The 19579-nt window shown below is 73.8% G+C and carries 19 protein-coding genes; 8 read left to right on the forward strand and 11 right to left on the reverse strand.

Features of this window, described 5'->3' with window-relative positions:
* Positions 1-78 precede the first annotated feature (78 nt).
* Together ACFYVJ_RS10950 and ACFYVJ_RS10955 are read right to left on the reverse strand one after the other, a co-directional pair.
* Positions 79-735 (reverse strand): maleylpyruvate isomerase N-terminal domain-containing protein, encoded by a 657-nt coding sequence (locus ACFYVJ_RS10950; protein ID WP_388888945.1) that lies wholly within the window; start codon positions 733-735, stop codon positions 79-81.
* A gap of 72 nt (positions 736-807) precedes the next feature.
* The gene (locus ACFYVJ_RS10955; RefSeq protein ID WP_388888948.1) at positions 808-1710 is read right to left on the reverse strand and encodes a phosphotransferase enzyme family protein; all 903 of its coding nucleotides are present in this window, start codon (positions 1708-1710) and stop codon (positions 808-810) included.
* A gap of 203 nt (positions 1711-1913) precedes the next feature.
* On the opposite strand from ACFYVJ_RS10955, the gene ACFYVJ_RS10960 reads away from it, so the two are divergent.
* The 3 genes from ACFYVJ_RS10960 (at position 1914) to ACFYVJ_RS10970 (ending at position 5244) form a co-directional block, all read left to right on the forward strand.
* Entirely contained in the window at positions 1914-3170 is a 1257-nt protein-coding gene (locus ACFYVJ_RS10960; protein WP_388888950.1) for a DUF6745 domain-containing protein, read from the forward strand.
* A gap of 130 nt (positions 3171-3300) precedes the next feature.
* A complete protein-coding gene (locus tag ACFYVJ_RS10965) occupies positions 3301-3759 on the forward strand; it encodes a hypothetical protein (RefSeq protein WP_388888952.1) in 459 nt (152 codons plus the stop codon).
* Positions 3760-3894: 135 nt separating this feature from the next.
* Positions 3895-5244 (forward strand): hypothetical protein, encoded by a 1350-nt coding sequence (locus tag ACFYVJ_RS10970; protein WP_388888954.1) that lies wholly within the window; start codon positions 3895-3897, stop codon positions 5242-5244.
* Between the two features lie 183 nt (positions 5245-5427).
* Here ACFYVJ_RS10970 and ACFYVJ_RS10975 read toward each other — a convergent pair whose 3' ends face one another.
* On the reverse strand, positions 5428-6222 hold the full coding sequence (locus ACFYVJ_RS10975; protein WP_388888957.1) for a FadR/GntR family transcriptional regulator: 795 nt from the start codon (positions 6220-6222) through the stop codon (positions 5428-5430).
* A 193-nt stretch (positions 6223-6415) separates the two neighbouring features.
* Between ACFYVJ_RS10975 and ACFYVJ_RS10980 the strand changes: the two genes are divergently transcribed.
* Both ACFYVJ_RS10980 and ACFYVJ_RS10985 read left to right on the forward strand, forming a co-directional pair.
* Positions 6416-7348: an ROK family protein gene (locus ACFYVJ_RS10980; protein WP_388888959.1), complete on the forward strand. Its 933-nt coding sequence runs from the start codon at positions 6416-6418 to the stop codon at positions 7346-7348.
* Positions 7345-8148, forward strand: a complete 804-nt coding sequence (locus ACFYVJ_RS10985) for an N-acetylmannosamine-6-phosphate 2-epimerase (RefSeq protein WP_388888961.1) — start codon at positions 7345-7347, stop codon at positions 8146-8148. The genes ACFYVJ_RS10980 and ACFYVJ_RS10985 overlap by 4 nt, the downstream gene beginning before the upstream one ends.
* A 162-nt stretch (positions 8149-8310) precedes the next feature.
* Here ACFYVJ_RS10985 and ACFYVJ_RS10990 read toward each other — a convergent pair whose 3' ends face one another.
* Together ACFYVJ_RS10990 and ACFYVJ_RS10995 are read right to left on the reverse strand one after the other, a co-directional pair.
* Entirely contained in the window at positions 8311-8808 is a 498-nt protein-coding gene (locus ACFYVJ_RS10990) for a lamin tail domain-containing protein (protein WP_388888963.1), read from the reverse strand.
* A gap of 169 nt (positions 8809-8977) precedes the next feature.
* Positions 8978-9499, reverse strand: coding sequence for a pyridoxamine 5'-phosphate oxidase family protein (locus ACFYVJ_RS10995; RefSeq protein ID WP_388888965.1), 522 nt, complete (start codon positions 9497-9499; stop codon positions 8978-8980).
* Between the two features lie 110 nt (positions 9500-9609).
* On the opposite strand from ACFYVJ_RS10995, the gene ACFYVJ_RS11000 reads away from it, so the two are divergent.
* Both ACFYVJ_RS11000 and ACFYVJ_RS11005 read left to right on the forward strand, forming a co-directional pair.
* Positions 9610-10545 carry a sigma-70 family RNA polymerase sigma factor gene (locus ACFYVJ_RS11000; protein WP_388888967.1) on the forward strand — a complete coding sequence of 312 codons (936 nt, stop codon included), beginning with the start codon at positions 9610-9612 and terminating at the stop codon, positions 10543-10545.
* Between the two features lie 87 nt (positions 10546-10632).
* Positions 10633-11640, forward strand: a complete 1008-nt coding sequence (locus tag ACFYVJ_RS11005; protein ID WP_388888969.1) for a methyltransferase — start codon at positions 10633-10635, stop codon at positions 11638-11640.
* 130 nt (positions 11641-11770) lie between these two features.
* Here the strand turns inward: ACFYVJ_RS11005 and phzG are convergent, their stop codons facing one another.
* The 6 genes from phzG to ACFYVJ_RS11035 form a co-directional block, all read right to left on the reverse strand.
* The gene (gene phzG, locus ACFYVJ_RS11010; protein WP_388888971.1) at positions 11771-12409 is read right to left on the reverse strand and encodes a phenazine biosynthesis FMN-dependent oxidase PhzG; all 639 of its coding nucleotides are present in this window, start codon (positions 12407-12409) and stop codon (positions 11771-11773) included.
* Positions 12410-12473: 64 nt separating this feature from the next.
* Entirely contained in the window at positions 12474-13313 is an 840-nt protein-coding gene (locus tag ACFYVJ_RS11015) for a PhzF family phenazine biosynthesis protein (protein WP_388888974.1), read from the reverse strand.
* A 77-nt stretch (positions 13314-13390) separates the two neighbouring features.
* Entirely contained in the window at positions 13391-15409 is a 2019-nt protein-coding gene (locus ACFYVJ_RS11020; protein ID WP_388888976.1) for an anthranilate synthase family protein, read from the reverse strand.
* The gene (locus ACFYVJ_RS11025; protein ID WP_388888979.1) at positions 15406-16029 is read right to left on the reverse strand and encodes an isochorismatase family protein; all 624 of its coding nucleotides are present in this window, start codon (positions 16027-16029) and stop codon (positions 15406-15408) included. The genes ACFYVJ_RS11020 and ACFYVJ_RS11025 overlap by 4 nt, the downstream gene beginning before the upstream one ends.
* A 93-nt stretch (positions 16030-16122) precedes the next feature.
* The gene (locus ACFYVJ_RS11030) at positions 16123-17292 is read right to left on the reverse strand and encodes a 3-deoxy-7-phosphoheptulonate synthase (RefSeq protein ID WP_388888982.1); all 1170 of its coding nucleotides are present in this window, start codon (positions 17290-17292) and stop codon (positions 16123-16125) included.
* A 56-nt stretch (positions 17293-17348) separates the two neighbouring features.
* Positions 17349-17810, reverse strand: a complete 462-nt coding sequence (locus ACFYVJ_RS11035) for a PhzA/PhzB family protein (protein ID WP_101420450.1) — start codon at positions 17808-17810, stop codon at positions 17349-17351.
* A gap of 784 nt (positions 17811-18594) precedes the next feature.
* Here ACFYVJ_RS11035 and ACFYVJ_RS11040 point away from each other — a divergent pair.
* A complete protein-coding gene (locus ACFYVJ_RS11040) occupies positions 18595-19491 on the forward strand; it encodes a S1 family peptidase (protein WP_388888984.1) in 897 nt (298 codons plus the stop codon).
* Positions 19492-19579: the final 88 nt, after the last annotated feature.

Here is a 19579-nt window from a genome sequence, read left to right on the forward strand (position 1 = left end):
GGCCGGCGGCCTCCGGTCCCCCCGGTAGGGCCGCGGCCGCCCGTCCCCGGCTCGGTCTCGGCCCGGTTCCGGTTCCGGTCAGCCCAGGATCAGGGGGAGCTTCGCCGTCATCGGGCCGAGGGCGGTGCGTTCCGCGTCCGTGGGGGTGCGGCGGCCGGTGGCGATCAGGAGCGCGTCGGTGTCCGTGAAGGACTCCGGGAACGCCGCGCCCGCGATCCGCTCCAGCAGGGCCCGGGTCCCGGCCAGGCCCTCGGCGGGCGGCCCCGGCACGTGCGGCAGGTGGGCGATCAGGTCGAGGTGGTGCAGGGTCCACTCCAGGACGTACGCGGCGAGGTAGTCGGCCGCGGTGAGGACCATGTCCTGCGTGCTCACCCGCAGCGCCGGGTCGGCGAGTTGCGCGGCCCGGCCCGCGGCGGAGCCGACGTCGTCGAGGTGGAACTTCAGCAGCGCCGGGTCCTCGTACGCCGCGGCCAGCCGGACGGTGAGCGCGTCGAGGGGGTCCGCGCCGGTCGGCGGCTCGTCGCTCACGTGCCAGTAGCGCGCCGCGTCGACCGTCGGCTCGCCGTCGGCGGGGGTGACCAGGGTGATGAGCACGTCCTGCGCGTCGATCACCAGGTGGGAGGCGAGGTCGCGGACGAGCCAGCCGGTGCAGCCGGAGGGCTGCGCGAAGTCCTCGTCGCTCAGGCCGGCGACCGCCGCGCGCAGCGCCGCCCAGGAAGGTACGAATTGATCCACCTCGGCAACGTAGTTCGCCGCCACGCACCGGACAACCCGATTTACCCGCGCCCCGCCCGCGGGCGCGCCCGGCTACGGCCGTAGCCGGGCGAACGCCTCCATCCGGCGGCGGTGGTACTCCAGGTCCTCCTCGTCGTGCCGCACGCCCCGGGCCACGGCGAGCGCGAAGTACGCGCCCTCGCGCCGCAGCCGGTGCCGCATCAACTGCGTCAGCGACTCCTCGTCCAGCGCCTCGGCGGTGCCGCCCGCCTCCAGGTAGGTGTCGGCGAAGCGGCGGGCGTCCGCCGGGTTCTCGCAGAACTCGTCGGCGAACTCCAGCGCCGCGCCACCCACTTCCACCTCGGGCGGGGCGATCAGGGACTCGTCCCAGTCGAGCACGGCGACGATCCGCGCCGGGTCGTCGCGGTCGACGAGCAGATTGCCGTGGTAGTAGTCGCCGTGCAGGGGGTGCCGCAGCCGGGCGCGGGCGCTGAACCCGGCCAGCCACGTGTCCAGTTGCGGATCGTGCAGCCGCGGGTCGTCGTACGCCACGTCGCCGGCGAGTCCGATTTCGAGGAAGCCCGGCTTCGGCCGGGGCGGCAGCCGCACGCCGGCCAGCGCGCGGTGCAGGCGGGCGAGCATGCGGGCCGCGGCCGGCGCGGAGCGGGGGTCGTCGCCATCGGCCCAGACCCCGTCGACGTACGGCCAGAGCGACACCGCGCGGCCCTCGACCCGTACGACCGTGGCGCCGTCGTCCCGGCCCGGGACCGGCAGCGGGGCGACCGCCTCGGGGCAGCCGCCGGTCCGCGCGGCGACCGCCACGCGGTGGCACCACTCCGCCTCCGCGGTGTCCTTGCCGTACGCGCCGATCCGCACCACGTGCGCGCCGACCCGCCAGGCGGCGGACTCCTCGCCGCCGTAGAGCCGTTCCGCGGGGCCGGTGACGCCCGTCGCCTCCCGCACCGCCGCCGTCAGCGGCACCTCCACGAAGACCACGCCCGTTCACCTGCTCTTTTCGCCCTGCACCGGCCCTCCCCGCATTCGATCACAGAGCGGCGCGGCGGCGCCGCACCATTTCCCGGCAGCGGCGCCGGCCCGCGCACGCGGTCCGTAATCCCCTTGCGCCCCCGCGCCGCCGCTGGCACCCTGACCGCCATGACTCACGGAAAGGCGCACACCGCCTCCCTCTGGTGACCGCGGTGACCTCTGCGCGCGGGGCATCTCCCCGCTTCGACGGTTCACTTTCCTCTTCCCGCGAACGCCTGTCCCTCGCCGTCGCCCTGCGCGACGACTGGCTGGGACACGCCTTCTCCACCCTGCCCGCGGACCGGCCGGCGGCAGAAGCGGCCGTCACCGGGCTCTACGGCCTGGCCGGCGCGCCGCCACCGCGGTTCGTCTGGATCCCCTCCCCCGCGGCGGCCCCGCCGGCGCTACGGGACGAGCAACCCGCCTTCGCCCGCACGCGGCTGCGGGCCGCCGACGCCCCCGCACGCTGGGCCGACTGGCCCGTCGCGTCCCGGCTGGCGTCGCTGCTGTCCGCGCTGCGCACCCGGCTGGACCGGTGCGTCCCGCGCCCCCGGACGCTCGTGCACCGCCCGCGCCCGCCGTGGCGCCAGGTCGCGCACACCATGGCCGCCGAGGAGGCGCTCGGCGACGGGTACGCGCTGCGCGACATCCTGTGGACCGCCGTCCACGACCCCCTCGCCGCCACGCTGCTCGACGGCCCCCGGCCCGCGATCCGATCCGCACTCCTGCCCGCCACCGGCGCCGAACCGCTCGGGCTCACCTTCCACGGCCAGCACGACGCCCACTGGATCGGGCACTACGACGTCCACGCCCGCCTCGGCCTCGCCGCCTACCGGGCCGCCGACACCCGCCAACTCGCCCTGTGGGCCGCCCTGGCCCGCGCCGCAGGCTGGTGGTGGCCCGGAGACGGGGTGTGCGTCGTCGCGGAGCGGCCCGCCGCAGTGCACACCGAGCCGCTGCCCGGCGCCCGCCACGGCGAACTGCGGCTGCACCACCCCGGCCGCCCCGCCGTCCGGTACGGCGACGGCGCCGAGGTGTACGCGCTGCACGGCACCGCCGTGCCGCGGTGGGTCGTCACCGAGCCGACGGTGGCGCGGATCCACCGCGAGCCGAACGTCGAGGTGCGCCGCTGCGCCATCGAGCGCATCGGCTGGGACACGTACGTCGACCGGGCAGGACTGCACCTGCTCGCCAAGGCCCCCGACCCCGGCAACGCCGGGTCCCACCTGCACCTCTACCACGTGCCGCGGCGCGTGTGGGGCTCGCCGGGGCGCGTCCTGCTCGTCGTCAACGGCTCCGTCGAACCCGACGGGCGCCGCCGCCGGTACGGGCTGAGCGTGCCCCCGGGCATCGACGACCCCGTCGCCGCGGCCGGCTGGTCGTACGGGCTGAGCGGCCCGCAGTACGCGCAACTCGCCCGCCGCACCTGACGTGCGGGCCTTCCCCGCTCACCGGCCCCCCTTCTCCGCTTACGGGCCTCCTCACCCTGCCCGGCTTCCCTTCTCTCACTCGCTTCCCTGCCGTCACCGGCTTCCCTTCTCTCACCCCGAGGTGATGCACATGACCACGTCCGCAGCCGTGACCCTCGCCGACCTCACCGCCAGGACCGGCCTCGACGTCCTCGCCCACCTGGAACGCGAGGTGACCATCCCCGTCGTCGCCGGCCTCCAGGCGCAGGGCGACCTCATCGTCGTACCGCTGGCGCTCCTCGACGACGTGACCGTCCCGCCGCACACCCGCTGGACGGCCGTCCCCGCGGGAGGCGTCGAGCTGCTGCGCGGCGCCGCCGGCGGCAACCCGCACACGCTCGTCGCCGATCCCGGCACCTGCCGCTGGAGCCGGCGCGTGAACGACCCGCAGCGCCTGGCCCTCGGCGTCCTCGACGCCACGGCGGTCGCGTACCTCATCCACCCGGAACACGGCGGCACGGGCATCGCCCCCGGCGCGTACGTCATCAGGCGCCAGCGCGAACGGAGCGAGAGCACGGGGCGGTTGGGCAACCGGTTCATCGCGGACTGACCGCGGCCGCGCGCCCGGGGCACTGCGCCCCGGGCGTGGCGGAACCGGACGGGTTCCGCCGTTCGGGACCCTTCCCCGTCCCGTTCCGGTACGGTTCCTGGCTTCGGAAACGGCCCGTAGCGCAGGGGTGAACCAGTGGCGGACGACGTCGGCGAGCTGATCGAGCGGCTGGCCCTGTGGCGGACCGGGGACGGCGCCTACGACGAGGTGAGCCTCCGGGAACGGGCCATCGTCGCGTTACAGGAGCGGGGACCCGAGGTCGTCCCCGTGCTCGTCGACCGGCTCGACGCCCTCCTCGCCGACCACGCCGCGCACCTGGAGCGGGTCGGGGCCGTCACCGCGGTGTGGGACGCCTGGTACGAGGAGGGGGACGCCCTCGTCGACGAGCACGGCGTGGGCAAGGTGTTCGAGCTGGAGCGGTACCGCACCGTCCCCAGCGACAGCCTCCCCCAGCGCGAGCCCCGGGACGAGCACTACCAGGACCCCTACGACCTCAAGCAGGGCCTCGTGGAGGCACTGCGCCGCATCGGCGACGACCGGGCCGCGCCCGTCTACGGCCGCGCGCTGCGCGACCGGGCCTGCATCCACTACGCCGCGACGGCGCTGCGCCGCACACACCTCGACGACGCCGTGCCCGCGCTGCTCGACGCGGCCGCGAGCATCGAGCCCGACGACATGGCCTTCCCCGAGGTGCTGCGCACGCTGGAGCACTACGGCGCCACGACGGCGCAGGTACGGGCCCGGTTCGAGGCCGAGTCGGGGCCGCAGGCCCGGGTGAGCCTGATGCACGTGATGCGCAAGCTCCCCGGCGACCGCTCCGGCAGGCCGGCCGACGAGGAGATCGCCGACGCGCTCGTCTTCCTCGCGATGAGCCGGTCGCCCACGGACCGGTACGGGGCCCTCAGGGAGCTGAAGGCGCTCGGCACCCTCGACGCGTTACCGGGCGAGCCGGGGGACGCGCGGGGCTCGTGGGACGCGGACTTCGGCGGCGCCGTCATGGACGCGCCGCCGCCCGCCGAGGCGGTCCACGCCGCGATCGTCCTCGCCGCGCAGGGCAACCCGCCGGGACACGACGGCGAACTCCGGCGCCGGCTGCGGCACATGGCCGAGGACGCCCCGTCCGCGGCGCGCGCCGTCACCGCCGTACTCGCGCGCGAGCCGCGGGCCCCCGACGCCGAGCTGGAGCTCGCGCTGCGGCTGGCCCTGCGGCTCCACCCCGACCGGGTGGCGGAGCACCTGCCCCTGCTCCGCGCCCTGCACGGGCTCGCCTCGTACCCGCCGGGACGCGACGGTGCGCTGCGCGCGCTGCGCCGCGACGGGATGCTGTTCGTGCTGATGCTGCACGAGGACCCGGTGCTCCGCGAGGAGGCCCGGGCGGTCTTCGAGGACGTCGCGGAGCCGGCGGACCGGGAGCGGTTCGCGTCGTACGAGGCGCTGCGGCTGGGCACGTGGGGGCGGCTGGTGCGGAAGTTCAGGCGGCACTGAGCGGACGGGCGTCAGGGGGAACCTGCTGTTCCGGCGTCCGTGTCCCGGGCGCGGACGGGCCGTTGACCGTACGCACCGCCCTGTAACAGCCCTGTCAGCCCTGTCAGCCCTGTCAGCCCTGTCCGCCCTGTCCGCCTGTCCGCCCTGCACGCAGTGCTGCCCGCGGGCGCGGCTTCTCGCCGGTCAGCGTGGCGCCGCAGCCCCGCCGTCCCCCTCCTCGCCGTCGCGGCCGGCCGCGAGGCGGCGGCGTACGGGGGCGTAGTGCGCCGCGACGGCCCGGGCGAAGGCGGCCGGGTCGCCGCTGCGCACCGCGTGCACGATGGCCTCGTGGGCGTCGGCCGTCTCCGCCCGGTCCTCGCGCGTGGCCATCCGCAACTGCGGGGCGACGATGGCGTACACGTCCCAGAAGGCCATCGAGAGCTGCCCCATCAGCTCGTTGCCCAGCGGCTCGACCAGCAGCGCGTGGAAGGCACGGTCCGCGGCTACGAAGTCGGCCTCGGCGCCGCCCGCGTCCGCGCGCATCTTCTCCGCCAGCGCGTCCAGCGCGTCGAGCCGGTCGCCGTCGAGCCGGGCCACGATCCGCTCGGCCATGCCCCGTTCGAACAGCTCGCGCACGTCGACGAGATCGGCCATCACGTGCACGTCGCCCTCCGGGTCGAGCAGCCCGCGGAACGCGAGGCTCTCGACGAGCGCCGACAGGCTCAGCCTGCCGACGTAGGTGCCGTGCCCGTGCCGTACGTCGACGATGTCGAGGGCGTGGAGCGTCTTGACCGCCTCGCGGACGCTGGAGCGGCTGGCACCGAGGGCGGCGCACAGGTCGGCCTCGGTGGGCAGCGGGTCGCCGGGGCGAAGCCGGTTGGCGAGGATGTAGCGCTTGATGCCCTCGGTGACCTCCAGCCGGAGGAGGGATCTGCCGGCGGGTGTCACGGCCGCGCGGGCCGCGCTCGTACGGACTTCCCTGGCACGGGCCTCGGTCACACGCGCACTCCCGCCTCTTGACCCACTTCGACCCCCGGGCTACGGTCACACGCTATCAGGCATGGGACATCAGACATCTGATCTCATGCTCCCCTCGCTCCGCTCCAACCGACCCTGCTCCCGCCTTCGTTGACATGCCGTACGTACCGGGAGGCCGTGTGCCCCGCCGCAACCGACCCGCCGCCGGGCCGCGATGACCGTCGTCGCCGCGCTCGACATCGGCGGCACGAAGACCGCCGCCGCCCTGGTCGACGAGGACGGGCGGCTGCTGCACCGCCGCACCGCGCCCACGCCGGCCGCGGCCGGGCCCGCGGCGGTCCTCGACGGCGCGGCTGCGGCCGTGGCCGAACTCGCCGCGTCCGGGGGCCCGTACGCGGCCGTCGGCGTCGGCAGCGCGGGCGTGATCGACGCCGCGGCGGGCACCGTGCTCTCCGCCACCGCCGCCCTGCCGGGGTGGGCCGGCACCGCGCTCCGCGACGAACTCTCCCGCCGTCTCGGCGCACCCGTCGCCGTCGACAACGACGTCCACGCGCACGCGCTCGGCGAGACCTGGCGCGGCGCGGCGGCCGGCCGGGCGCACGTCCTGCTCGTCGCCGCGGGCACCGGCATCGGCGGCTCGCTGATCCTCGGAGGGCGGCCCCACCGGGGCGCCCGCTCCGCGGCGGGACACCTGGGCCACCTGCCGGTACCGGCCGCGGCGGGCCGCCCGTGCGCCTGCGGCGGTACGGGCCACGCGGAGGCGGTCGCGTCGGGACCGGCGATGGCGGCGGAGTACGGCCGGCGCGCCGGCCAGGCGGCGGGGGAAGGGGCCGCGGCGGGCCGCGGTCTCGCGGCCGTCGCCGAGCGGGCGGCGGCCGGGGACGCGGTGGCGGTGGCGGTGCTCACGGAGGGCGCCGTGGCGCTGGGCGAGGCCGTGGGCGGGCTCGTCAACGCGCTCGACCCGGAACTCGTCCTCGTCACCGGCGGCGTGAGCCGGTGCGGCCCGGTCTGGTGGCGCCCGTTGCGCGCGGCGATCGCGGCGACGGCGCTGCCGCCGCTGGCGGACGTCCCGGTCGTGCCGGGCGGGCTGGGCGACGACGCGGCGCTGCTCGGCGCCGCGCGGCTCGCGCTGGAGACGGTCGCGTGAGCGCGCGGGCCGACGGCTTCGGCGACCACGACGGCGACAGCGACGGCGACGGCGGCCGGGACGGCGACAGCGGCGGCGGCCGGGACGGCGACAGCGGCGGCGGCCGGGACGGCGGGGCTCTTCTCGCGCGGCTGCGCGGGCGGTTGGTGGTGTCCTGCCAGGCGTACCCGGGCGAGCCGCTGCGCGACCCCGGCATCATGCGCCGCATGGCGCTGGCCGTGCTCGACGGCGGGGCCGCGGGCATCCGCGCGCAAGGGGTCGCGGACCTGCGGGCGATCCGGGCCGCGACCGGCGCGCCGCTGATCGGGCTCTGGAAGGACGGGGACGGCGGCGTCGTCATCACGCCCACGGCGGCGCACGCGCGAGCGGTCGCGGAGGCCGGCGCGGACGTCGTCGCCGTCGACGCCACGGACCGCCCGCGGCCGGACGGCCGGGACGTGGCGGAGTCGTTCGAGGCGGTGCGGCAGGCGGGTAGGCTCGTGATGGCCGATGTCTCGTCGTACGAGGAGGGGCTGCGGGCGGCCGACTTGGGCGCCGACCTGATCGGCACCACCCTCTCGGGCTACACCGACGGCTCCCCCGCCCCCGGCGCGGGCCCCGACCTCGCTCTGGTGGAGCGGCTGGCCGCTGCGGTGCCGGTGCCGGTGCTCGCGGAGGGGCGGATCGGGACACCGGCCGAGGCGGCGGAGGCGCTGGCGCGCGGTGCGTACGCGGTGGTCGTCGGCACGGCGATCACCCACCCGACAACGCTCACCCGCCAGTTCACCACCGCGCTCGACGCCACCCGCCCCCGCGGGTGACCCCGCCCGGTGCGCCCTGACGATCGACGGATGACAACTGACAGATAACAGATGACTGTCATCGTCCGCGAAACGACGGCACCCGCACCGGGCACCCAGCGCCGCCCCCACCTCGGCCGCCCCCACCTCGGCCGTCAGCCCTCAGTCGTCAGCCTTCAGCAGTCAGCCGTGATACGTGATGTAGCCGTTGCCGTCCCGGTCGTCGGCGCTCTTGGTGTACTTGTGCGCGTCCGCCCGGCTGCCGCTCGACTTGACGAGGTAGATCGTGTCCTTGTCGTTGTTCCACATGAAGTTGCAGTTGTCGCGGTAGACGACGTTGTCCGCGTCGGAGTCGCGACCGTTCCCGCCCCGCAGCTTCACCTGGTCACCGGGCTGCAGATAGTGGTTCGCGCGGAACGTGAACCGGTTTCCGGCCGCGTCCTTGACGACCCATCCTTTCAGGTTCACCGTCCGGCTGGACGAGTAGTTCTTGATCGCCAGATATTCCTTGTGGGTGTTCCCGCCGGAGCACCTGTTGGAATCCCGGCCGGGTGCGTCGTACTGGATGCCGCGGACCTTCAGCGGCGAGCTGTACTCGGCGGCCTGTGCCGGCGTGACGGCGAGCATCGTCAGCGCGCCGCCGGCGGCGGCGATGGCGGTGACGACTCCGTGGTTGCGCATGTGTGCGAACCCCCCATGTCTCGATTCGGCAGGAGGTTATGCGCGTAGCGCCGCACGGCGGGCGTGCCGAGAGGGCATCCGAAACGGCCTTTCCGGCCCTTGCGCCCCACCCCGCCCCGGCCCCCGGGCAGGCCCGCCGGACTCCCGGCACGCCCGCCGCGCCCCGTCCCTAGGCGAGGCCCAGTTTGGCGGCGTCCGGGGCGAAGACCGTCATCCAGTGCGGGGTGAGCCGGAAGAAGACGACTTCCTCGTCCCAGCGGAAGGCGTTCTCGCCGTAGAAGTCCTTGAAGTACGCGAGGAGTTCCGGCCACTCGGGGTCCGGCTCCCCCTCGGCGGGGTTGAGGGTGACCGCGTCGCCGTGGGTGAACACGCCGAGGTCCTCGCCGCGCATGTGCGCCACGCTGGCCGCGGGGCGGGCGGTGAGGTGGCGGGCCTTGGCCGCGGTGCGTGCGGTGCCGAAGTACCAGGTGCCGTGGAGGAAGTGGCCGTCGGCGCCGCTGATGCGGGGTTCGCCCTTGGCGGTCACGGTGGAGAGGCCGAGGGTGCACATGCCGGTGAGTACGCGGGTGAGCTGTTCCGCGGTCAGTGTGCGGTCGGTGTTGATGATCGAGCGGAGGTGGCCGGTGGAGCGGGCCAGGGAGGTGTCGAGCAGTTCCTGGAGGCGTCGGAGTTCTTCGGGGGTTTCGCGCATCCGGTCACGGTAGCGGGGCAGGTAGCCCTCGGCCGGGTGTTCGGGGGCGCGTCACATCGGCGTGTTCTCGCGGGTCAGATACATGACAGGCGACGGGAGAGGACCGGGCGTTGAAGAGTGAACACGACTGGCTGGCGGAGCGCTTCGAGTCCGATCGGCCCCGGTTGCGCGCGGTGGCGTACCGGATGCTGGGGTCGGTCCCGGAGGCGGACGACGCCGTCCAGGAGGCGTGGATCCGGCTCAGTCGCTCGGACACCAGCGAGGTGGAGAACCTGAGCGGCTGGGTCACGACGATCGTCGCCCGGGTGTCGCTGAACATGCTGCAGTCCCGCAGGTCCCGCCCCGAGGTGCTGGTGGACACGTCGGACGCGGGCGATCCGCAGGACGAGTTGTCGCCGGAGGATCCGGAGGAGGAGGCGGTGATCGCCGACTCGGTCGGGCTGGCGCTCCTCGTCGTCCTGGACACGCTGACGCCGGCCGAGCGGCTGGCGTTCGTGCTGCACGACATGTTCGCCGTGCCGTTCGAGGAGATCGCGACGATCGTCGACCGCTCCCCCGCCGCGGCACGACAGCTCGCCAGCCGGGCGCGGCGGCGTGTGCAGCGGTCGACGCCGACGGCGCGGCGGGGGGACGCTTTCGGTGTGTACGATGCGGCCGCCTCGTTCCCGTCGGGGAAGTCGGATCTGGCGACGGCGTTTCTCGCGGCGTCGCGGGAGGGGAATTTCGAGGCGCTGCTGGCGATGCTGGCGCCGGAGATCGTGCTGCGTACGGATGCGGCGGCGATGCGGATGAGTCTGGAGGCCGGGCTGCGGGGGATGCATCCGATCACGGATGTGCCGGAGGTCCGCGGTGCGGACGCGGTGACGCGGGTGTTCGCGGGGCGGACGTGGAATCCGGATCCGGCGCTCATCGACGGGGCGGCGGGGCTGGTGTGGCGGGTGCGCGGGCGGCCGCATGTGGCGTTCTGTTTCGCTACGGAGAACGGCAGGATCTCGGCGATCGACATCAAGGCCGATCTCGGCGGTCTCGACATCGTTTTCGAGTAGGCGCCCCGGATGCGGGGCGAATGATAACAGGAACCTGCCACGGTCGGGCTCCTATCAGCCGTCCGGGGCGCGACCTAAGGTGTGTGCATGGACGAATCTACCGATGTCACCGAGCAGTTGCTGGAATTATCGCAAGGCTATCTGCGGACGGCCGCGTTGCATGCGGCCGCGGAGTTGCGGCTCGCGGATCTGCTGGCCGGCGGTCCGCGAAGCGCGGACGACCTGGCGGCGGAGGCGGGGCTGGACGGTCCGTATCTGGCACGGCTGCTGCGTTATCTGGCGGCGTACGGGGTGTTCCGGCAGGAGGACGACGGCCGGTTCGCGCTGACGCCGCTGGCGCAGTTGCTGCGGGAGGACGTGCCGGGGTCGATGCGCTCGTATGTGGAGATGCACGGCCACGAGATCTTCCTGCGGTCGGCGACGGGGCTTTCCGAGGCGGTCCGTACGGGCGGGAATCCGTTCGAGGCGGAGTTCGGGATGCCCTTCTACCAGTATCTGTTCGGCAACCGTGAGCTGGGCATGCGGTTCGACGCGAGTATGGCGTCGTTCTCGGAGGCGTTGAGCGATCAGGTCGCCGCGGCGTACGACTTCGGTGCCGCCCGCAAGGTGGTGGACGTGGGCGGTGGGCGCGGCGGGCAGTTGCTGGCGATTCTGCGGCGTAACGCGCATCTCTCGGGCACGCTGATGGACCGTGAGCCGGTGGTGGCGGCGCATGTGCTGGACGTGCCGGAGCTGTCGGGCCGGTGGGAGGCGGTGGGCGGCGACTTCTTCGCGGCGGTGCCGGAGGGTGGGGACGTCTACATCCTGAAGCACGTGCTGGCTAGCTGGCCCGACGATCAGTGTGTGCGGATCCTGGAGGTGTGCCGGGACGCCATGCCGGAGGGCGGCCGGATGCTGATGGTCAACGCGCTGGTGCCGGAGGGGAACGAGCCGCATCCGGCGAAGGACGTGGACATGGTGATGCTGACGGTCCTGAACGGCAAGGGCAGGACGCAGGCGGAGTACGAGGCTCTGATGCGCAAGGCGGGGCTGGTGCCGGCGCAGGTGCTGCACGTCTCGCCGCACGCGGCGATCATCGAGGCGACGAAGGTCTGAGACCTGACGGCCGGGGCGCGCCGAAGGCGGCGCGGGCGGCCGGCGGCCCGGAGGGATCCGGGGCGCCGGCCGCCCGCGCCGTTGGCCGTGGTACGGGTGCGGCGCCCGCGGGCGCCGCGCGCGGCTACGGCTACGGCTGGAGGCGGACGGCGGTCCAGCCGTCGCCGTCGCGGTCGTAGCGCAGCCGCAGGTGGAGCCGGTCGGGGCGGTGGGCCCAGAACTCGATGTCGTGGGGCTGGAGCCGGTAGCCGTAGAAGCGCTCGGGGCGGTCGAGGGCCTTGCCGTCGGCGCCGAGGCGGGCGGCTTCCGCGCGCAGGGCGGCCGGGTCGGCGAGCGGTTCGCTCTGCCGGGAGGCCGCGGACATGGCGTGCAGCGGGATGGCGCGGGCCTGCCAGAGGCTGTCGGATTCGGTGAGGGGGACGGGTTCGACGGGGCCGGAGAGTTTGATCTGCTGGCCGGTCTCGCGCCAGTAGAGGAGTCCGGCGGCCCAGTTGTTCTCTTCGATCTCGCGGCCCTTGCGGCTGGTGGCGTGGCTGGTGAACAGCACGCCGCGGTCGTCGACGGCGCTGACGAGGACGATGCGCGAGGAGGGCCGGCCGCGTTTGTCGGCGGTGGCCAGGGCGAGTGCCTTGGGTTCGCGGACCTGGAGTTCGACGGCGCGGTCGAGCCAGCGCTGTACGAGGGTCACGGGGTCGGCGGGCGGGTCGTCGTACTCGGGGAAGTCGGCGTCGTTCTCGACGGTGAGGCTTTCGAACTTGCTGGTGTGCATCTGGTGCCTTTCTGCGGTGGCCGCCCGCCGGGCGTCCGGTCCTGAGGAAGACCTGGGGGGAGGTCTAGAGGAAGAGGGTGCCGCGTCCTACGGTGACGCCGTTGCCGCCGACGTGCACGGCGTGGATCCGCTCGCCGTCGCCTTCGGCGGTGGCGAGCATGAGGGAGGGGCGGCCCATTTCGACGCCCTGGAGTATCTCGACCTGCTCGCCGTAGTCGGCGAGGCCGTGGCGGGCGAGGTGGATGGCGAGCGGACCGGCGGCGGAGCCGGTGGCGGCGTCCTCGACGACGCCGTACGCGGGTGAGAACATCCGGGCGCGCCACTGCCGGCCCTGTCCCGCGAAGCAGTTGGCGGCCATGTCGGGGAAGGCGGACAGGGCGCGGTGGTCGGGCCGCAGCGCGGAGAGTGCGGGGACGCTTTCGAGGCCGACGAAGACGTGCCGGGGGCCGTTGCGGTAGACCTCGACGGGGGCGACGGAGGTGTCGGCGCCGAGGGCGGCGAGGAGTTCGTCGGCTTCCGCGTAGGGCTCCCACACGGGGTGGGGCTGGCGCATGCTGACCTTGACGGCGCCCTCGTCGTCGGTGAGGTGGACGGGGATGACGCCCATGGCGGTTTCGAGCTGGAGTTCGTCCTGTTTGCGGGTTTCGCCGAGGGCGACGGCGGTGCCGAGCAGGGGGTGTCCCGCGAAGGGCAGTTCGTTGACGGGGGTGAAGATGCGGATGCGGGCGTCGCCGCCTTCGCGGGGCGGGAGCACGAAGGTGGTCTCGGAGAGGTTCATCTCCCGGGCGATGCGCTGCATCAGGTCGGGGGTCAGTTCCCGGGCGTCGAGGAACACGGCGACGGGGTTGCCGCTCAGCGGCTTGCGGGAGAAGGCGTCCACCAGCATGTAGTCGAGTTCGGGCATGTACGGCTCCTGACGGGCGGATACGGGTTCGTGGGTGGCCCCGGGTGGCGGGGTTCAGGTGGTGGGCGCTGGGTGTCTCACCGGCCGATCGCCCCGAGGAGGGCGTCGCCGATGAGCCGGGGTCCTTCGACGGTGAGTACGGATTCCGCGTGGAACTGGTAGGACGCGAAGTGCGGGCCGCGGAGCGCGTCGATCTGGCCGGTGGCGGGGTCGCGGCTGGCGCGGACGCGGCCGATGCCGGGGATGTCGAGGTCGTCGGCGGGGCTGACGGCGGCGAAGGTGTTGTAGTAGCCGACGTGTTCGCGGCGGCCGAAGAGGTCGATGGCGCGCTGGACGCCCTGGTTGGGGCGGTCGCGGCGGACGAGGTGGAGGCCGAGGCGGAGGCTGAGCACCTGGTGGCTGAGGCAGACGGCGAGGAACGGGGTGCGGTCGCGGAGCAGTCCCGCGACGGCGGTGTCGAGTGCGGCGATCTTGGGGTCCGCGGTGGCGCGGGGGTCGCCGGGGCCGGGGCCCATGACGACGAGGTCGAAGTCGTCGACGGCGTAGGGCTCGTCGAAGCGGCGTACTTCGGCGGTGGGGCCGAGGGCTTCGAGCTGCTGGACCATCATGGCGGTGAAGGTGTCCTCGGCGTCGACGACGAGGACCTTCATGCCTTCCAGGGCGGGTACGGTCAGCGGCCGGGCGGCGGTGGCGGCGAGCCAGAAGCCGGCGATGCCGGTGTTGCGGCCGCGTAGTACGTCGCGGATGGCGGGGTGGTCGGCGAAGCGCGGGGCGGGGGGCGCGGTGCCGGCGGCCGGGGGTTCCGCGGCCGGTGCGGCGGCGGTTTCTGCGGTCGCGGTGGTACGGGCGGGGCCGGCGGTGGTGTCCGCGGTGCCGTCCGCGCCGAGGGCGTCGAGGAGCGCGGCGGCTTTCGCGCGGGTCTCCGCCGCTTCGCCTTCCGGGGACGAGTGGCGTACGAGGGTGGCGCCGACGGAGAGCGAGAGGCGGCCGTCGTCGGCGATGTCGGCGGTGCGGATGAGGATGGCGGAGTCGAGGGTGCGGCTGCCGGTGGGCTCGTCGCTGACGAGTGCGGCGATGCCGCTGTAGTAGCCGCGGCCGTGGGGTTCGTGGCGGGCGATGACGCGGGCGGCGCTTTCGACGGGGCTGCCGGTGACGGTCGGCGCGAAGAGTGTTTCGCGTAGCACGTCGCGGATGTCGCGGGTGGTGTGGCCCTCGATGAAGTACTCGGTGTGGGCGAGCCGCGCCATCTCCTTGAGCGCGGGCCCGGTGACCCGGCCGCCGGCGGGGCAGATGCGGGACATCATCTTGAGTTCCTCGTCGAGCACCATGTACAGCTCGTCGGTCTCCTTGCGGTCGCGCAGGAAGGCGGTGAGGCCGTCGAGGGTGGGGCCGCCGGCGGGGTAGCGGTAGGTGCCGCTGATGGGGTTCATCACGGCGCGGCCTTCGTGGACGGAGAGGTGCCGTTCGGGGGTGGCGCCGACGAAGGTGCGGCCGTCGGCGTGGATGGCGAACGTCCAGTAGGCGCTGGGCTCCAGGGAGATGAGCCGCCGGAAGACGGTGAGCGCGGCGCGCGCGGGGTCTTCGCCGACGTCGGCGAGGAGGGTGCGCTTGATGACGAAGTTGGCGCCTTCGCCGGTGCCGATCTCGCCGGTCACGACGCGCCGTACGACGTCGGCGTACTCCTCGTCGGAGAGGTCGAAGCGGTGGCCGGTGAGGGCGGCGGGGGTGTCGGGGAGCCGCGCGAGGGTGTCGGCGAGCGGCACGGCGGCCTGCTCGGTGACGTTCATGGCGATGAGGGGCGCGCCGTCGTCGGGGGCGGCGAAGCCGCGTTCGGTGAGCTGCCGGTAGGGCACGACGAGGAGCGTGCGGTGGGCGGTGGCGGCGGGGGGTTGCGCGGCCTGGGCGGGCAGGGGGAGCCCGGCGAGGGTGCTGGGGTGGGTGACGTCGCCGAGGAGGACGTCGACGGTTCCCTGGGTGCCGCTCTCCGGCCGGTGCAGCAGGGCGTACGAGGGCGGGAGGGGCCCGGCGAGCAGCCGGTCGAGCAGCTCGGTGCCGGCGCCGGGGGCGTCCTGGCGGGGTCCGGGGGCGGTGGTCATGCGAATATCTCCGCGCTCGGGACGACCATGCCGCAGCGCTGGGCCACGTAGTCGAGGGTCATGCGGTGCCGGTCGGCGGAGAAGTCGGCGACGGCGTCGGCGGCGAGGAACACCTGGATGTCGTGGGTGAACGCGTCGATGGCGGTGGCGAGTACGCCGACGTGGGCGTAGACGCCGCACAGCACGAGCTGGTCGCGGCCCTCGGCGCGCAGTCTGTCGAGGAGCCCGGACTTGTGGAAGGCGCTGTAGCGCCATTTGGTGAGCAGCCAGTCGCCGTCGGCGGGGGCGAGTTCGGGGACGACCTCGCGGTCTTCGGGTGCGGTGCGCATGCCGGGGCCCCAGAAGTCGACGAGGAGGCCGCGCTCTTCGGGGGTCATGCCGCCGGGCTGGGCGGAGTAGGCGACGGGGGCGCCGAGTGCGGCGGCGCGCTTGCGGAGCTGCGCCGCGTTGTGGACGAGCCGGCCGCGGACCGGCTCGGGGAAGGGGCGCAGGAAGAACCGCTGCATGTCGTGGACGACGAGCGCCGCGCGGGCGGGGTCGGGGGTCCACGCCGCGAGGTTGGCCGGCAGGGTCTCTGCCGTCGGCAGCTCGTACGGGTCGATGGCGGGTATGCCGACCACGGTGGGGCTCCTTTCAGGGTGCGGTGGGTGCGCGGGCTGGTGGGAGGGGCCGCGCCGCCGGGGCCGGGGTGGATCCGGTGCCCGGTGTGGCTGTCAGCGGGCCTCGGCCCAGGCGGCGACGAGCCGGTGGGCCTGGCCGGGGTTGAGCCGGGGGTCGCAGAAGGTGGTGCGCCGGCCGGCGGAGCCGATGGCGGCGACGTCGGTGGCGCACTCGGTGACGGGGTCGGGGGTGGTCTCCAGGTGGAGTCCGCCGTTGATACCGCCGTGGGCGCCGACGACGTCGCAGAACCCGTGGATCTCGGCGAGCATGGCGCCCATGAGGCGGGTTTTCAGCCCGTCGGGTCCGGTGATGGTGTTGCCGTGCATGGGGTCGCAGATCCAGACGGCGGGGTGGCCGGCGGCGCGCACGGCCTGGACGAGGGCGGGCAGCCGGCTGGTGACGAAGCCGGCGCCCATGCGGGCGATGAGCACGAGGCGCCCGGGGCTGCGGTCGGGGTCGAGGCGGGCAGCGAGTTCGGTGATGTCCTCGGCGGTGGTGCCGGAACCGATCTTGCACGCGACGGGGTTGACGACGCCGGCGAGCAGTCCGACGTGGGCGCCGTCGGGGCGGCGGGTGCGCTCGCCGACCCACGGCAGGTGCGCGGAGGCGAGGTAGCTCGCGCCGGTGGCGGTGCGCCGCAGCATCGGCGTCTCGTAGTCGAGGAGCAGCGCCTCGTGGCTGATCCACACCTGTTCCGCGTCGGGGCGGCCGGCGTTGAGGCTGTCGAGTTCGCGTACGACGGCCTGGGCGGCGCGGAAGCAGGTGAGGATGCGCCACGGGTCGGGGCGGCGGGCCTGGGCGTCGGGCTCGGGGGCGTTGACCATGTGCCCGCGGTAGACGGGCAGGGTGGTGTCGCCGATCTGCTCGACGGGCTTGGAGCGGGGTTTGGCGAACTGCCCGGCCATGCGGCCGACGCGCAGGGCGGGGCGGCCGGTGATCCCGGCCGCGGTGCCGGCCAGTGCGTCGAGGAGCGCGCTCTTGCGCCGCACGTGGTACGGGGTGGACTCCGCGGGGTCCTCCGCGCAGTCGCCGGCCTGGATGAGGTGGGCGCGTCCCTCGGCGACGTCGGCGAGGGCGCGCCGCAGCCGCGCCGCGCCGTCGTCGGTGACGAGCGGCGGCGCGGCGTCGAGGGCCTCGCGTACCCGTCGCACCTGGCCGGTGTCCTCCCACACGGGTTGCTGGAGCGCGGGTCGTGCGTGGAAGTCCTGGACTGAGGTTGGCACGGTCTCCCCCTGCCGGGTGTGCGTGTCGAGGTTCGCGGGTGGTGGGCCGGCAGCGGTCAGGTCGGGATGCCTTCGCGGCGTACCGAGGGCACTTCGATGCCCAGGGCGCGGAACTGCTGGCAGGGGTTCATGAACTCGCGCTGCTGCTTGATCTTGCCGTCCTCGAAGAGGAAGGAGTGCAGGAAGTGGTTGCGGTAGTGGCCGGGTTCGTAGCCGGGGAAGAGGATCTTTCCTTCGCCGTCGCACTCCACCCAGAAGCGGTTGGGGTCCTGGGTGTCGAATATCTCGATGTTGATCCAGGCCCAGTCGGGGAAGCACTTGAGCGACCAGACGGCGTGCTCGCCGAGGGTGTCGCGGCCGCTGATGACGATGGGCTCGCCGGTTTCCGTGGTCCACAGGCCGCCGGTGCCGTCCTCGGTGAACAGCAGGTGCCGCTCGAGCCGGTCCTGGCCGCGGCAGTGCATGTACTTGTCGACGATGGCGCGGTTGTGGTCCCGTACCTCTTTGTCCGTGGACATACGTGCTCTCGCTTCCCTTTTACTCTGCAGGGCGGGTGGGGCGGTTTGGACCGTGCGGACTCCGTCGTCCCGAATACGGTCGTCGGTCGCCGGGGACGCGGGTGTCTGAGGCCCTTGCGGCACCGGCGGTTTCCGTGGAATTCCGGTTTAGTACAGCGAACGGGAGCCGCGCGTCGGCGGGTCCGGGCGGAATTCCCGGCCGGCCTCGGCGGACCGCGGGCAAACCCGCTGCACCGGCCGGGTTCTCGGGATCCGGAGGTGCCGCAGTGGAGGTGCGGCCGCGGTGGAAGATCGGACTGAAACACGCACCACCGGGTCGAGCCCCCCTTGTCCCTTGTACGGATCGGATCTACTCCAGCACCATATCCGCCCGCCGGGCCGTTTCCATGCGCGCAAGCGACTCTGCGCGGATGCGTGGCAATGATTTGCCATTCTGATTCCGGCGGTATGTTCAATACGTCGCGTCCGGCGTCGTGACGTGAATGTGCGCCTTCATAGAGTACGGGTCGAAAACCACTGGGGCGGCCGTCACCGGGGCGGATCCCGGGGGCATTTGGGCGTCCGTGCCGCGGCCGGGCGCGGCGGGGCGTACGCGTGGGGCGTGGGCGTGCCCGCGGGGCGTACGGGGCGGACCGGTCCCGGGGCGGTCTTGCGCTTCGCCGCCGGGTGCCCAAGACTCCCCTACGACGTGTCAGGGGCACGGCAAAAGCCGGGCCGCTGACGGTGTGTCTCACGGGCTCGTCACCGCGAGCCCTGGTTCTCCCCAAAACCAGAGGAGACATCTGTGAAGATCTCTCGCACCACCCCCACCGGGGCTTCCCGCGGCAAACTGCGGTTCATCACCGCGACCGCCGGCCTCGCCGCCGTCGCAGCGCTCGCGCTGCCCGCGGGTGCGAACGCGCAGGAAGCCTCACCCTCGTTCAGCGCGGCCGAACTCCGGTCCGTCGACCAGGCGGTCGGCGAGGCGGACGTCGCGGGCAGCGCCTGGTACGTGGACCGCGCCAGCGACACCGTCGTGGTCACCGTCGACAGCACCGTCTCGAAGGCCGAGGTGGCCCGGATCACCGAGGCGGCCGGCGAGCATGCCGGAGCCGTCGACGTCCAGCGCACCAACGGCAAGTTCACCAAGTACATCGCCGGCGGCGAAGCCATCACCACCGGCGGCGCCCGCTGCTCGCTGGGCTTCAACGTCCAGAACAGCAGCGGTACCAAGTTCGCCCTCACCGCCGGTCACTGCACCAACATCGGCAGCTCGTGGTCCATCGGTACCAGGACCGGCACGAGCTTCCCGACGAACGACTACGGCATCATCCGGCACTCCAACCCCGCAGCAGCGGACGGCCGGGTGTACCTGTACAACGGCTCGTACCAGGACATCACCAACGCCGCCAACCCCTCGGTCGGCCAGTCCGTCCGGCGCAGCGGCAGCACCACCGGTGTGCACGGCGGGTCCGTCACGGGCCTGAACGCCACCGTCAACTACGGCGGCGGCGACATCGTGTACGGCATGATCCAGACGAACGTCTGCGCCGAGCCCGGCGACAGTGGCGGCTCGCTCTTCGCCGGCAGCACGGCCCTCGGCCTGACTTCCGGCGGCAGCGGCAACTGCTCCTCCGGCGGCACGACGTTCTACCAGCCGGTCGTGGAGGCCCTGAACGCCTACGGCGTCAGCGTCTTCTGACCCGGCGCAGCACACGCGGCACACGGCACCTCGCCCCGGTCGGCATCCGCCGGCCGGGGTTCGCGTCTTCCCGCCGCCGGCACCCGGC

The sequence above is a fragment of the Streptomyces sp. NPDC004134 genome, assembly GCF_042874195.1.
Lineage (GTDB): Bacteria > Actinomycetota > Actinomycetes > Streptomycetales > Streptomycetaceae > Streptomyces.